Raw genomic sequence first — 14246 nt, 5'->3', positions numbered from 1 at the left:
CCCGCGTCCCCTCGGACACGGGACCCGCCCCGACGGGCCGGGAACGGGCGTCAGCTCAGGTCGCCGAGCGCCTTCTCCGCCTCGGCCAGCCACGCGCGGCGGGCCTCCAGCGCCTCCTCGGCCTCCCTGACGCGGCGGGCGTCGTTGTTCGCCCGCGCCTTCTCCAGCTTCTTCTCCAGGTCGGCGATCGCGGTGGACAGCTGCGCCACCGTGTCACGCGCCCGGGCCTGGGCCTCGGGGTTCTTGCGCTCCCACTCCGACTCCTCGGCGCGGCGCACCTCGTCCTCGATCTGGCGGAAGGAGCCCTCGAGCCGGTCGCGCGCGTCGCGCGGCAGCTCCCCGGCCTCCTCCCAGGCCTCCTGGAAGTCGCGCAGCCGGGCGCGGGCCCGGCGCGGGTCCGAGATCAGGCCGCGGATCTCGGTCTGCGCCTCGGCCAGGATCTTCTCCTTGGCGTCGGCGTTGACCCGCAGCTCCGCGTCCCGCTCGGCGAAGACCGCGTTGCGGGCGTCGAAGAACGTGTCCTGGGCGGCCTTGAACCGGGCCCACAGGCGGTCCTCGCTGGCCCGGTCGGCGCGGCCGGTCCGCTTCCACTGCTGCATCAGGTCGCGGTAGGCACGGGCGGTCTCGCCCCACTCGGTGGACCCGGACAGGGCCTCCGCCTCGGCGACGATGCGCTCCTTCTCGGCCCGCACCGACTCCCGCTCGTGGTCCAGGTTGGCGAAGTACGCCTTGCGCCGCTTGGAGAAGGAGTTGCGCGCCGCCGACATGCGCTTCCACAGCGCCTGCTCGGTCGGGCGGTCGGCCCGGGGGGCCTTCTTCCACTCCTCGATCAGCTGGAGCATCCGCTCGCCGCCGGACTTCCAGTGCGTGGTCTCGACCGCGACCCGCTCCGCCTCGGCGACGATGCGCTCCTTGATCTCCCGCGCCTCGCCGCGCGCCCGCTCCTGGGCCTGCTTCTGCTCGACCTTGCGGGTCTCGGCGCGCCCGGCCAGGGCGTCCAGCCGGCGGGTGAGGGCGTCGAGGTCGCCGACGGCGTGCGCCTCCTGTACGGCCGAGCGCAGCTTGTCGATGTTCGACATCGCGGCGGCGGCGGACAGGTCGGTGGTGTTGAGCCGCTTCTCCAGCAGCTCAACCTCGGTGACCAGGGAGTCGTACTTGCGGCGGAAGAAGGCCAGGGCCTCCTCCGGCTCCCCGGCCTGCCACGATCCGACGACCCGCTCGCCTTCGCTCGTGCGCACGTAGACCGTGCCGTCGTCGTCTACGCGGCCCCAAGGGTCCGTGGTCACCGTGTCCTCCTGCTGTCATGAACCCGCGGAGAGCGGGTTCTGGTCGTCGCGGTGTCCCTCGCCGATCCGTGATGGAAACCACTGTGCTGACCACGGTATCCATCCGATTCGATGATGACGGCGCGCCGTGTCTCATCCGTCCGGGCGGGCATTTCCGGCGCCCGCCGTCGGTGTCCCCCATCGTGCCGGACCGGAGCCGAGAACCGACGGCCCGCTTTCCCGGAAGAGGCGCAGGTCGGGGCCCGGTGCACATGGGACGGTGCCCAATATGGCATTACCACGCGCTTTGGCAAAGAGTCCGGGCGTGTGCGGTGATCGAATGGTGATCAAAAGAGCGCACAGGTGTGCTCTTCCGGTCGCCCGGGCCCCGTTCACGTCGGTAGGCTCTGGTAATACCCGCGGGCGGCCCTTCCACGAGCCGCGGCCTCCCGCACCACCCGACCGAGGAACAGGACGCCACCCGCCGTGCTCATCGCCGCACTACCCACCGGACCCCTCGCCGCGAACTGCTACGTCCCGGCGGCGGCTCCGAACGGCGAGTGCGTGGTCGTCGACCCCGGGCAGGACGCGGCCGAGCCCGTCGCCAAGGTCCTGGCCGAGCACCGGCTGACGCCCGTCGCGGTCCTGCTCACCCACGGGCACTTCGACCACGTGTGGTCGGCCGCCGAGATCGCCGACGCCCACGGCGTCCCGGTGTACGTGCACGCGGCCGACCGCGGCCTGTTCACCGACCCGGGCCGGGGCGTGGACGCCGCCTTCGCCGCGCAGCTGACCGCCCTGCTGGGCCCTGGCCCCTACCGCGAGCCCGCCCGCGTGGTGGAGGTCTCCGACGGCGAGGTCCTGTCCCTGGCGGGCGCGGAGTACACGGTCTCCCACACCCCCGGCCACACCCCCGGGTCGGTGGTCTACACCACCCGCAGCGACGACGGCGTCCCGGTGATGTTCGCCGGCGACCTGGTGTTCGCGGGCTCCATCGGCCGCACCGACTTCCCCGGCGGCGACCCGGCCGCGATGGCGCGCAGCCTCGCCGGCGCCGTGCTGGGCGCGCCGGACGACACCCGCGTCCTGCCGGGCCACGGCCCGGCCACCACCGTGGGCCGCGAGCGCGCCACCAATCCCTACCTGCGCGATATCGCCGGTTGACCCCGTTCGCGCGGAACCGCCGGCCGACCCGCCGCCCGTGACCGGGCCGGTGCGCCCCGGGGCGCACCGTGCCCCGGCGCGGGTCGGGCAGACTTGACACGTACTCGAAGACGCCGAAGGAGAAGTTCGTTGATACGCACGCATGAAGCAGGTGCGTTGCGCGCCGGGAACGCCGGGGAGAGCGTCGTGCTCGCCGGCTGGGTGGCGCGCCGCCGCGACCACGGTGGCGTGGTCTTCCTCGACCTGCGCGAGGCCTCCGGTGTGGTCCAGGTCGTCGTCCGTGAGGACGACCTCGCCCACGACCTGCGCGCGGAGTACTGCATCAAGGTCACCGGCTCGGTCCGGGTCCGCCCCGAGGGCAACGAGAACCCCGACATCCCGACCGGCGCGGTCGAGGTCGTCGCCGACGAGATCGAGGTGCTCAGCGAGGCCGCCCCGCTGCCCTTCCAGCTCGACAGCGCCTCCGACGTGGCCGAGGAGACCCGGCTGCGCTACCGCTACCTGGACATCCGGCGCTCGGAGATGGCCGAGAACCTGCGCATCCGCTCCAAGGCGACCTACATCGCCCACGAGACCATGCGCGACCTGGGGTTCACCTACATCGAGACCCCGTACATGACGCGCTCCACGCCGGAGGGCGCCCGCGACTTCCTGGTCCCGGTCCGCCTCCAGCCGGGCCACTGGTACGCCCTCCCGCAGTCGCCGCAGCTGTTCAAGCAGCTGCTCATGGTCGGCGGCATGGAGCGCTACTACCAGCTCACCCGCTGCTTCCGCGACGAGGACCTGCGCGCCGACCGCCAGCCGGAGTTCACCCAGATCGACCTGGAGATGAGCTTCGTCGACGAGGAGGACATCTTCGCCGTCGGCGAGCAGCTGTTCACCCGGCTGCTGCGCGAGGTGCGCGGGGTCGAGCTGCCCGAGCGCTTCCCGCGGATGCGCTTCGCCGAGGCGATGGACCGGTTCGGCTCCGACAAGCCCGACCTGCGCTTCGGCCAGGAGCTGGTCGAGATGACCGACTACTTCGCCGACACCACCTTCCGGGTGTTCCAGGCCCCGTACGTGGGCGCCGTGGTCATGCCCGGCGGCGCGTCCCAGACCCGCAAGGAGCTGGACGCCTGGCAGGACTGGGCGCGCTCGCGCGGCGCCAAGGGCCTGGCCTACGTCCTGGTCCAGGAGGACGGCACCCTGGGCGGCCCGGTGGCGAAGAACCTGTCGGACGCCGAGCGGGAGGGCCTGGCCGCCAAGGTCGGCGCCGCCCCGGGCGACGCGGTGTTCTTCGCCGCGGGCAAGCGGTTCGAGGCCCAGGAGCTGCTGGGCGCGGCCCGCCTGGAGATCGGCCGCCGCTGCGACCTCATCGACGCGTCCCGCTGGGAGATCCTCTGGATCACCGACATGCCGCTGTTCGAGGAGGCCGACGAGGAGGGCTCCTGGAAGCCGGTGCACCACCCGTTCACCGCCCCGGCCGTCGAGGACGAGGACGACTTCCAGGACCACCCGGGCACGACGAACTCGCGCGCCTTCGACCTGGTGCTCAACGGCTACGAGCTGGTCTCCGGCTCGATCCGTATCCACCGGGCCGAGATGCAGCAGCGCGTCTTCGACACGATCGGCCTGAGCAAGGAGGAGGCCGAGTCCAAGTTCGGCTTCCTGCTGGAGGCGTTCAAGTTCGGCCCGCCGCCGCACGGCGGCCTGGCCGTGGGCTGGGACCGGATCATCATGCTGCTCGCCGGGCAGCCGACGATCCGCGAGGTCATCGCGTTCCCCAAGACCGCCTCCGGCGGCGACCCGCTGACCGGCGCCCCGACGCCGATCACCGCGGAGCAGCGCGCCGAGGCCGGGGTGGACGTCGACCCGGAGGCCGAGGAGGCCTGAGCCCGGTGACCGGGTCCGCGGGGGCGGTGTGCGTCGGCGCGCCGCCCCCGCGGCTTTCGGCGGCCGCGCCGCGCCCCCGTCCGGGCCGTGCTCCTGTCCGGTCGTGCCGCCGCCGGGCCGTGTCCGGCGCGGCCGGCCGGAGCGGTCCGCTCGGAGGGACCGTGTCCGACCTGCGCCTTCGTCCGGGGGTCGGCGCACGGGGGAGGGCCTGCGTCCTCGGCCCCGACCGGCCGCGCTTTTCGCGTTGCGGCGATACTTTCGGGAACTCCATAAAACGGTCATAGGTGACCTATGTGAAGGAATTCCTCGGTTCTCCTGGAAAAACCTGGCCGAACATGGCCTCGTGTGACTCCTGTGGATGCGCCCGGCCGTGACATCCCCTACGGTTGTGGGCGAATCACCCTTCCCCCCACCAAGTACCGGCGTCCTCGGGAGTGGTCGCGCGGTACGACGGGGGCCTCGTCGCACCGGTGGGCGGAAATGGTGGTGAAGTGCCTTCTGTGCCACCGAGTCACGCGAGCGTAACGATTTGTGCACCGGGGTCGGCCCCCGCCGGCCCGTGGGCCCGCGTGCGCCGAACACCCCCGTGCCGGTGGGCCGCACCGACCCGTGCCGTACGAGGTCGCGCGGGTGGCGCGGACGGGCGGGGGAGCCGACCGCCCTCGGAGCGCTCCCCGGAGACAGCCCCACCCCCGACACTAGAATGAGCCGAATCGGAATGTCCGCAGGGGGTGACCGTGCCCGGGCACGGCTGTGACGTCCGAGACGACATGAGGATTGAGTCCGTGAACGAAGAACGTGCTGCAGGTGGTGGTTCGCAGGGCGCGCTCGCCGGGGCGTTCCTTCACGCGCCCGAACCCATGGTGCTCACCGCGGCCGACGGCTCGATCCGCCATGCCAACCACGCCTTCCTCGCCCTCGTCGACCGCGCGGCCGACGACCTGGCGGGCCGCCGCTGGTACGACCTGCTCGACGGGGACGACGGCCGCGCCGCCCGCTTCCACCACGAGTCCCTGGCCCACCGCACCTCCCCGAACGGCCGCCCGCGCCGCCGCCTGCGGATCTCCGTCACCGCCAAGGCCGACCGCCTGGCCGAGGCCGAGGTACTGCCGGTGGACGGAGGCGACGCCGTGGTGCTCGTGCACGTGCTGTCCACCGAGGAGACCGACCTGCGGGTCATCGGCGAGCTGCGCACCGACAACTCCGACTCCGTCCTGTGGAGCCTGGACCTGGGCAGCGGCCGCCTGCACGAGCTCTTCGGCCCCACCCCGCTCGGTTCGCTGCTGGCCGGGGAGGACCGCGAGCTGGACCGCATCCTGGAACGCGTCCACCCCGACGACATCGCCCGGGTCCGCGACGCCATGGCCGCCTCCTTCGCCGGACGCGACTACGAGCAGCGCTTCCGGGTCTTCGACCGCCTCGGCGACGAGCGCTCCCTGCACGTGCGCGCCCGGTTCGTGCCGGGCGAGCCCGACCGCCTCGTCGGCATCGTCGACGACGTCACCGAGCACGTCCAGCTGGTGCGCCGCCTGGCCGACCGCCGCCGCACCGAGGCCGAGCACGGCCGCCTGGTCACCGAGCTGTCGTCCAAGCTCGTCTCGGCCACCACCGTCGACAAGGTCATGGACCTGCTCAGCGAGGAGTTCCTGCCGATCTTCGGCGGCTACTTCGCCGGGGCCATGTACGTGGAGGACGGGGTGCTGCGCACCTCGCCCGGCGCCCGCGAACGCGGCAACGTGGGTCTCATCGACGGCCGCAGCGCCTACGACACCGACTTCCCCATGGGAGCGGTCATACAGGACCGCCAGCCCCGCTTCTTCGAGAGCCGCGCCGAGGTCGTCAGCCGCTTCCCGGCCGCCGCCGACCTCATGCGCCACAACGACTCCAAGTCCCAGGCCTGGGCGACCGTGCCGATCTTCGGCGACGGCAAGGTCGCCCTGGGCGTCTGGCAGATGGTGTGGGACCGCCCCCACCACGCCAGCCGCGACGAGCGCGCCCTCATGCTCACCTTCGCCGGACTGGCCGGCCAGGCACTCCAGCGCATCAAGGCCCAGCAGGCCGAGCTGGAGCTGGCCGACGCCGTGCAGCGGCGCATGCTGCCCCGCCAGGTCGCCAGCTTCCCCGACCTGGACATCGCCACCAAGTACCTGCCCTCCCGGGCGGACTGGCGCATCTGCGGCGACTTCTACGACGTCGTCGAACTGCCCGAGGGCCGCGTCGGCCTGCTGGTCGGCGACGTCCAGGGCCACGGCGTGGAGGCGGCCGCCGCCATGGGCCAGATCCGCGCAGCCTTCCGCGCCTACGCCAGCAACCAGTCCGACCCCGGCGTCGTCCTGGGCGAGACCAACCGGCTGCTCACCGACACCGGCGAGATCGTCTTCGCCACCTGCGGCTACCTGGTGCTGGAACGGGCCACCGGAGCCATGCAGGCCGCCTGGGCCGGGCAGCCCCCGGCCATCCTGGCCGGACCCGACGGCTACGAGCTGTGGGAGCCCGAGACCGGGCCGCCGCTGGGCGTGCTGCCCGACACGTCCTACCCCGTCACCACCCGCGTCCTGGACCCTGGCACCACCCTGCTGCTGTGCACGGACGGGCTGGTGGAGAGCGCCGACGTGCTCATGGAGGCCGGCCTGGACAAGGTCGGCGCCGCCCTGGTCGAGCACTGCGAGGACCCCGAGGGCGCCGCCCACGCCCTGGCCGAGATGGCCCCCGCCGGACGCGGCGACGACATCGCCCTGCTCGTCGCCCGCATGCGCCGCCCCGCCGCCTGAGGCCCCGCCCGGGCCGACGGGCCACGCGCCGTACCGGCCGCGAACGTCGCCGCCACCGCCTACCCTGGACGGGTGTCTGCAACTCTGTTCGACGATGCCGGGTCCGAGGCGGCCAAAGGACAGGAGCCGCTGGCCGTGCGCATGCGGCCGCGCACCCTCGACGAGGTGGTGGGCCAGGGCCACCTGCTGGGCGAGGGCAGCCCGCTGCGCCGCCTGGTCGAGGACGACGCGCCCATGTCCGTGTTCCTGTGGGGCCCGCCCGGGACGGGCAAGACCACCCTGGCCACCGTGGTCAGCAAGGCCACCAAGCGCCGGTTCGTGGAGCTGTCCGCGGTCAGCGCCGGTGTGAAGGACGTGCGCGCGGTCATCGAGGAGGCCCGCCGCCGGATGGGCATGAACGGCACCCGCACCCTGCTGTTCGTCGACGAGGTCCACCGGTTCAACAAGACCCAGCAGGACGCGCTGCTGCCCGCCGTGGAGAACCGGTGGGTCAGCTTCATCGGCGCCACCACCGAGAACCCCTTCTTCTCCGTGGTCGGCCCGCTGCTGTCCCGCTCCCTGCTGCTCACCCTGGAGCCCCTGGACGACGCCGACGTGCACGCCCTGCTGGAGCGGGCGCTCACCGACGAGCGCGGCCTGGACGGGCGCTACACGCTCACCGGCGAGGCCGCCGACGACCTGGTCCGGCTGGCCGGCGGGGACGGCCGCCGCTCCCTCACCTACCTGGAGGCCGCGGCCCTGGTGGCCGGGCCGCCCGCCGCCGAGCCGGTCGAGATCACCGCCGCCCACCTCGAACGGGCCGTGGACCGCCACGCCGTGCGCTACGACCGCTCCGGGGACCAGCACTACGACGTCGTCAGCGCGTTCATCAAGAGCATGCGCGGCAGTGACCCCGACGCCGCCCTGCACTACCTGGCCCGCATGATCGAGGCGGGGGAGGACCCCCGGTTCATCGCCCGGCGCATCGTCGTGCACGCCAGCGAGGACGTCGGCATGGCCGACCCCACCGCACTCCAGACGGCCGTCGCCGCCGCCCAGGCCGTCGAGCTGATCGGCATGCCCGAGGCGCGCATCAACCTGGCCCAGGCCGTCATCCACATCAGCGTGGCGCCCAAGTCCAACGCGGTGATCACCGCCATCGGAGAGGCCATCGCCGACGTCCGCGCCGGACGGGCCGGGCCGGTCCCGCTCCACCTGCGCGACGGCCACTCCCGGGGCTCCAAGGAGCTGGGCCACGGCAAGGGCTACCGCTACGCCCACGACCACCCCGGCGGCGTCGCCCCCCAGGTGCACGCCCCCGAGGGGCTGGTGGGCCGCGAGTACTACCGCCCCACCGAGCACGGCGCCGAACGCCGCGTCTCGGAGGTGCTGGGCCGCATCAAGGAGGTCCTGCGCGGCGGCCGGCCCGACGCGCAGGGCCCCCGGCCCGACGCTAGTCGGTGAACAGCTCGGTGACCTGAACGATCTCCCGGGGCCCGCCCTCGGCGGGCTCCTCCTCGGAGAAGGTGACCTCCACGATCACCACCGGCCCCCACGACAGGTAGTCGATGAAGTCGCGGCCGGTCAGCTCCCAGGTCCCGCGCCCCTCCTCGTCCAGGAACACGTGGTCGGGGGCGGCGCAGAACTTGGCGCACAGCACCTCGGCCTCGGGGTCGATCACGGCGGAGGCCGGCTCCCCGGCCTCCGCCCACTGCGCGGCCCAGTCCTGGTGGGTGGGCACGCCCTGGCCGCGCTGCGGCTCGTCGTCGCGGTCCACCGGGGTGTAGACCCAGGGCCCCTCCACGACGTTCTCCTGCTCGGCGGGGTCGAACCGCACCACCAGAGTCCGGGGCGCCTCCTCCGGGGAGGGCGAGGGGGACGCCTCCTGTTCGGTGCCGGCCACCAGCGCCTCGTCGTCGGAGGACCCCGCCAGCCGGACCACGCCCCACACGCCCGCGCCCACCAGCACCGCGGCGAGCACGCCGGCGCCCACCAGGAGCGGCGCCCGCCGGGGGAGCCGCCGGGGCGGTCGCCCCTCCAGGCGGATCACACGGGGCACCCGCTGGGCCGGTTCGACCGCACGCCACTCGCGCTCCATCAGGGCGGCGACCTCGTCGCGGTCGGGCGGCCCGGACCCCTCGCGGCCGTTCTCCCTCTGCCAGACGGCCAGGACCGAGCCGATCACCTCGTTCAGGCTCGGCCGTGCGTTCGGATCGGGGTCCAGGGACCGGGACACCAGCGGAACCAGCCCCTTGGGCAGCCCGGTCAGGTTGTGCTCCCCGGCCGCGGCGCGTCCGGCGATCTCCTCCGGTTCGCCGGGGCCGAACGGCAGCCGCCCGGTGCCCGCGTAGGCGGTGACCGCCCCCCAGGCGAACACGTCGGCGGCGGGGGAGGCCGCCGCGCCCCGGTAGCGTTCCGGGCTCATCCAGGTGGCGCCGGAGCCGGCCGTGTGCGCGTCGGCGACCGCGCAGTCCATGATGTGCGGCCCGTGCGACTCCAGCAGCACCCGCTCGTGGTTGAGCGACCCGTGCGCGATGCCCCGGGCGTGCAGAGCGGACAGCCCCTCGGCCAGGCCCACGGCCAGCGCCAGCAGCTTTCCGGTGCCCAGGCCCCCGCGCTTGGTGATGAAGTGCGAGAGCCGCTGTCCCTCCATGTACGGCATCGCCAGCCACGGCCGGTCGGCCCGGCCGTCGAACGCCAGCGGCACCACCACCCGCGCCGGGTCCACCTGCGACAGCGCGGTCAGCCGCCGCACCAGTGCCTCGCGCTCGGGGCCCGGGGCCGGGGCCTTGACGACCTTCACCGCGACCAGCCGCTCGCCCGCGGTCGGAGAGGCCGCGTCCACCGCGGCGTAGACCGTTCCGGACGCCCCCTGCCCCAGCCGTCCGAGGACGAGGTAGGGGCCTATCCGCGTCGGGTCGTCCGGATACAGCGGGGGCAGGTGCTCCGGTACCAGCACGGAGATCTCTCGGGGAGAACGAGGGCTCATGGGTGTCCTGTCGCGATGCTTCTGGGCCGACGGGGCGGCGGAGTGTCCGGACATCGTAGTGAAGATCCCGATCCACGATCATTCTCCCGAAAACGGGGAGTGGAGTCGACGCCCGCGTCCCGCATCGGCCACCGCCCGGAGGCAGGTCGGCCCGCGCACGGCGAGGCCCCCGCACACCGGTCGGCCCGACGCGATATGGTCGGCCGGAACCCGCCGGTTCGGACGCCCCACCCCGGAGCGCGGCCGACGGCGGGCGGCCCCCGACGCCACTCCGGCGCACGCGCGGGGGCGGTGTCGCACACGGACCCTCGGAAACAGACCCTCAGAAGTAGCCCCTATCCGCCTTACGGAGCCCGCATGCTTACCGGAGGAGAGGTCGCCGCGCTCGTCGCCGCGGTGGTCTGGGCGGTGCTGGCCACGTTCATCTGCGTGGCGCTCGTCAAACTGATCAAGCTCATCAACGCCGCGACCGCGGTCGTCTCGGAACTGGGTGACCGCACCCCGCCCCTGATGGACGACGTCGCCGCCACCGTCGAACGCGCCAACACCTCGTTGGAGCGCGTGGAGGAGATCACCGCCAACGCCCAGGCCACCACCGAGGACGTGGCCACCATGACCGCGCTCACCCGCTCGGTGGTCACCGGTCCGCTCGTCAAGGCGGCCTCGCTGTCCTACGGCGTCCGCCGGGTCCTGGGCCAGCGCCGCGCCCTGGCGGTCGTGCGCGGCCGCCGCCGGAAGGAGAACCGGTGATCCGGCGACTGCTCTACCTCGCCGCGGGGGCCGCCCTGGGCGGCTACGCCGTGCACCGCGTCCACCAGGCCCGGCGGGCCCTCACCCCCGGCGGCATCGCCGAGCGGGTCGAGGACCGGGTCGGCGAGTACAAGGGCGCGCTGCGCGAACTGAACGAGGACCTGGCCGAGGCCGTCCGCGAGCAGGAGGAGGAGCTGCTGCGCACCTACGCGCCCCGCCGCTCCCGCGCCCTGCCCCCCGGCGACCGCCGCGCCCTGCCCGGGGACTGACCGGAGCCGGGGGACCGGCCCCTCCACCGCGCCCGTCCCCGCCCGGGGCCCCGGACCCGGACCCCCTGCCGCAGGCGGGCGCGTCCGCCCCCGTGCCGTCGGGGGCTTCGGCGCCGCCCGCCCCCGAGCCTTCCACCGGTCGGGCGCCCGACCTCCCCGGGGAGACGTCGGCGGCGATCACCCGGCGAGGGCTCCGCCGACCCGGCGCCTCCCGGTGCCCGACGGCGATAGCCTTGGAACAACCGAGGTCCCCGCGTTGTCGTCGACAGGACGGGTCCCGGGTCGGCCGCCCCCGCAGGGGCCGGCCGCGCAGGCGAAAACCACAGGCATCCGCGTGGTCCTCCCCCCTACGATGGGGCGACCGACCGGCCACGCGCAATCAGGTCCCGGGCAGGGACGGGCCCGCCGAGGGCGGCGGAGCCGAGCACAGGAGGGCATCAATGGAGACGGCAGAGATCGCGCGCCGCTTCCTCAGTTTCTTCGAGAAGAACGGACACACCGTGGTGCCCTCGGCAAGCCTCATCGCCGAGGACCCCACGCTGCTGCTGGTGCCCGCAGGCATGGTCCCCTTCAAGCCCTACTTCCTGGGCCAGCGCACTCCGCCGTACGAGACCGCCACCAGCGTCCAGAAGTGCATCCGCACCAAGGACATCGAGGAGGTGGGCAAGACCTCCCGGCACGCCACCTTCTTCCAGATGCTCGGCAACTTCTCCTTCGGCGCCTACTTCAAGGAGCAGGCGATCCCGCTGGCGTGGGAGCTGGTCACCAGCCCGGTGGCCGAGGGCGGCTTCGGCATCGACCCCGAGAAGCTCTGGGTCACCGTCTACCTCGACGACGACGAGGCCGAGGCGATCTGGCGGGACAAGGTGGGCGTGCGCCCCGAGCGCATCCAGCGCATGGGGATGGAGGAGAACTACTGGTCGATGGGCGTCCCCGGACCCTGCGGCCCCTGCTCCGAGATCTTCTACGACCGCGGCCCCGAGTACGGCGCCGAGGGCGGCCCCGAGGCGGACGAGAACCGCTACATCGAGATCTGGAACCTCGTCTTCATGCAGTACGAGCGGGGCGAGGGCGGCGACAAGTCCGGCTTCCCGATCCTCGGCGAGCTGCCCAAGAAGAACATCGACACCGGGATGGGCCTGGAGCGCCTGGCCGCGGTCCTCCAGGGCGTCGACAACATCTACGAGACCGACATCATCGGCCGCGTCCTGAACCGCGCCGCCGAACTGGCCGGGGTCCGCTACGGCGACGACCACGAGCAGGACGTCCTGCTGCGCGTGGTCGCCGACCACGTCCGCAGCGCCGTCATGCTGGTCGGCGACGGCGTCAAGCCGGGCAACGAGAAGGCGGGCTACGTCCTGCGCCGCATCCTGCGCCGCTCCATCCGCAACATGCGCCTGCTCTCGGGCACCGACACCGGCCACATGCACGACCTCACCGCGGTCAGCATCGACGCGATGAAGGACATCTACCCCGACCTGCTCGACAAGGCCGACGTCATCCACGGTGTCATCGACACCGAGGAGAAGAACTTCGCCGACACCCTGCGCGCGGGCACCGCCCTGTTCTCCCGGGCGGCCGAGCGCACCCGGCACGCGGGCGGCACCGTCTTCTCCGGCTCCGACGCCTTCCAGCTCCACGACACCTACGGCTTCCCCATCGACCTCACCCTGGAGATGGCGGCCGAGCAGGGCCTGACCGTGGACGAGGCGTCCTTCCGCGAGCTCATGCAGCGGCAGAAGGACACCGCCAAGGCCGACGCCAAGTCCAAGAAGCTCGGCAACGCGGACATCTCCCTGTACGCGCAGCTGCTCGAGGGCGCGGGCACCACCGACTTCCTGGGCTACACCGACGCCCAGAGCGAGTCGACGGTCAAGGGCATCGTGGTCGGCGGGGTCTCCTCGCCCGCCGCGCGCCAGGGGGAGAAGGTCGAGGTCGTCCTGGACCGCACCCCGTTCTACGCGGAGAGCGGCGGCCAGCTGGCCGACACCGGCACGCTCACCGTCGAGGGCCGCGGGATCGTCGACGTCGAGGACGTGCAGAAGCCCCTGCCGGGCCTGTTCGTCCACCGGGGCACCGTCCGGTCGGGCGAGATCACCGTGGACGACACCGTGCACGCGGCGATCGACGGCGGCCGTCGGCACGCCATCGAGCGCTCCCACTCGGCCACCCACCTCATCCACTCGGCGCTGCGCAACGCGCTGGGCCCCTCGGCGGGCCAGGCTGGCTCGGAGAACAGCCCGGGCCGCCTGCGCTTCGACTTCACCGCCGACAACGCCCTGGGCGAGTCCCGGCTGGCCGAGGTCGAGGAGGAGGTCAACACCGTCCTGGCCGGCGACATCGCGGTGCGCACCGAGGAGAAGAGCCTGGACGAGGCCCTCAAGATGGGCGCCCTGGCCATGTTCGGCGAGAAGTACGGCGACCGCGTCCGGGTCGTGGAGATGAGCGACTACTCCGTCGAGCTGTGCGGCGGCACCCACGTGCCCTCCACCGCGCGGCTGGGCATCGTCAAGCTCCTGGGCGAGTCCTCCATCGGCTCCGGCGTGCGCCGGGTCGAGGCGGCGGTCGGCGTGGACGCGTTCAAGCGCCTGTCCAAGGAGTCGGCGCTGGTCGGCCGCCTGTCCGAGCAGCTCAAGGCCCCGCGCGAGGAACTGCCCGAGCGCATCGACGCCGTGATCTCCCGGCTGCGCGCCGCGGAGAAGGAGATCGAGAAGCTGCGCGCGGCGCAGGTCCTGCAGGCCGCCGGCTCCATCGCGGAGCGGGCCCGCCGCCACGGGCCGGCGCTGGTCGTGGCCGAGCAGGCCCCCGAGGGCACCGGCGGCGACGACCTGCGCACCCTGGCCGCGGACGTGCGCGGCCGCCTGGGCGAGGCCGAGCCCGCCGTGGTGGCGCTGACGGCCGTGCCCAAGGACCGCCCGGTCGTGGTCATCGCGGTCAACAAGGCGGCGCAGAAGGCCGGGATCAAGGCCGGCGACCTGGTGGGCGTGGCGGCCCGCGCGCTCGGCGGCGGTGGCGGCGGCAAGCCCGACATGGCCCAGGGCGGCGGCACCGACGCGACCAAGGTCGACGAGGCCCTCCGCGCCGTGGAGGCCCGTATCGCCGGCGCCTAGCGCCCGTTCCTCCGGACCTCTGCTCCGCCGCGGTCCGCCCGCCGTCCGTCGGCGCCCCCGACGGACGGCGGGCGGAC

9 protein-coding genes are annotated in these 14246 nt (G+C 73.3%); 7 read left to right on the top strand and 2 right to left on the bottom strand.

Annotated elements, in window-relative coordinates; translation table 11 throughout:
- Positions 1 to 50: 50 nt before the first annotated feature.
- On the bottom strand, positions 51 to 1286 hold the full coding sequence (locus ABZ249_RS30955; protein WP_355269820.1) for a DUF349 domain-containing protein: 1236 nt from the start codon (positions 1284 to 1286) through the stop codon (positions 51 to 53).
- A gap of 465 nt (positions 1287 to 1751) precedes the next feature.
- Here ABZ249_RS30955 and ABZ249_RS30950 point away from each other — a divergent pair, with 465 nt between their 5' ends.
- The 4 genes from ABZ249_RS30950 (at position 1752) to ABZ249_RS30935 (ending at position 8515) form a co-directional block, all read left to right on the top strand.
- The gene (locus ABZ249_RS30950) at positions 1752 to 2429 is read left to right on the top strand and encodes an MBL fold metallo-hydrolase (protein ID WP_355269818.1); all 678 of its coding nucleotides are present in this window, start codon (positions 1752 to 1754) and stop codon (positions 2427 to 2429) included.
- 129 nt (positions 2430 to 2558) lie between these two features.
- Entirely contained in the window at positions 2559 to 4301 is a 1743-nt protein-coding gene (aspS, locus tag ABZ249_RS30945) for an aspartate--tRNA ligase (RefSeq protein ID WP_355269816.1), read from the top strand.
- A gap of 785 nt (positions 4302 to 5086) precedes the next feature.
- Complete coding sequence (locus ABZ249_RS30940) at positions 5087 to 7072, top strand: SpoIIE family protein phosphatase (protein ID WP_355269814.1); 1986 nt, start codon at positions 5087 to 5089, stop codon at positions 7070 to 7072.
- Between the two features lie 72 nt (positions 7073 to 7144).
- On the top strand, positions 7145 to 8515 hold the full coding sequence (locus ABZ249_RS30935) for a replication-associated recombination protein A (protein WP_220559950.1): 1371 nt from the start codon (positions 7145 to 7147) through the stop codon (positions 8513 to 8515).
- On the opposite strand, the gene ABZ249_RS30930 is transcribed toward ABZ249_RS30935, so the two are convergent.
- Entirely contained in the window at positions 8505 to 10040 is a 1536-nt protein-coding gene (locus tag ABZ249_RS30930; protein ID WP_355269811.1) for a serine/threonine-protein kinase, read from the bottom strand. The genes ABZ249_RS30935 and ABZ249_RS30930 overlap by 11 nt on opposite strands.
- A gap of 357 nt (positions 10041 to 10397) precedes the next feature.
- On the opposite strand from ABZ249_RS30930, the gene ABZ249_RS30925 reads away from it, so the two are divergent.
- The 3 genes from ABZ249_RS30925 to alaS all read left to right on the top strand — a co-directional run bounded on the left by ABZ249_RS30925 (position 10398) and on the right by alaS (position 14169).
- Complete coding sequence (locus ABZ249_RS30925; RefSeq protein WP_355269809.1) at positions 10398 to 10790, top strand: DUF948 domain-containing protein; 393 nt, start codon at positions 10398 to 10400, stop codon at positions 10788 to 10790.
- Positions 10787 to 11059 carry a hypothetical protein gene (locus ABZ249_RS30920; protein WP_355269807.1) on the top strand — a complete coding sequence of 91 codons (273 nt, stop codon included), beginning with the start codon at positions 10787 to 10789 and terminating at the stop codon, positions 11057 to 11059. Before ABZ249_RS30925 ends, ABZ249_RS30920 begins: the two co-directional genes overlap by 4 nt.
- 440 nt (positions 11060 to 11499) lie before the next feature.
- Positions 11500 to 14169 (top strand): alanine--tRNA ligase, encoded by a 2670-nt coding sequence (gene alaS, locus ABZ249_RS30915; protein ID WP_355269805.1) that lies wholly within the window; start codon positions 11500 to 11502, stop codon positions 14167 to 14169.
- Positions 14170 to 14246 lie beyond the last annotated feature (77 nt).

It is taken from the genome of Nocardiopsis sp. NPDC006139, from assembly GCF_040614155.1.
Classification (GTDB): domain Bacteria; phylum Actinomycetota; class Actinomycetes; order Streptosporangiales; family Streptosporangiaceae; genus Nocardiopsis; species Nocardiopsis changdeensis.
Note: the sequence above shows the minus strand (reverse complement) of the source record. Positions and strands in the feature narration are given on the sequence as shown.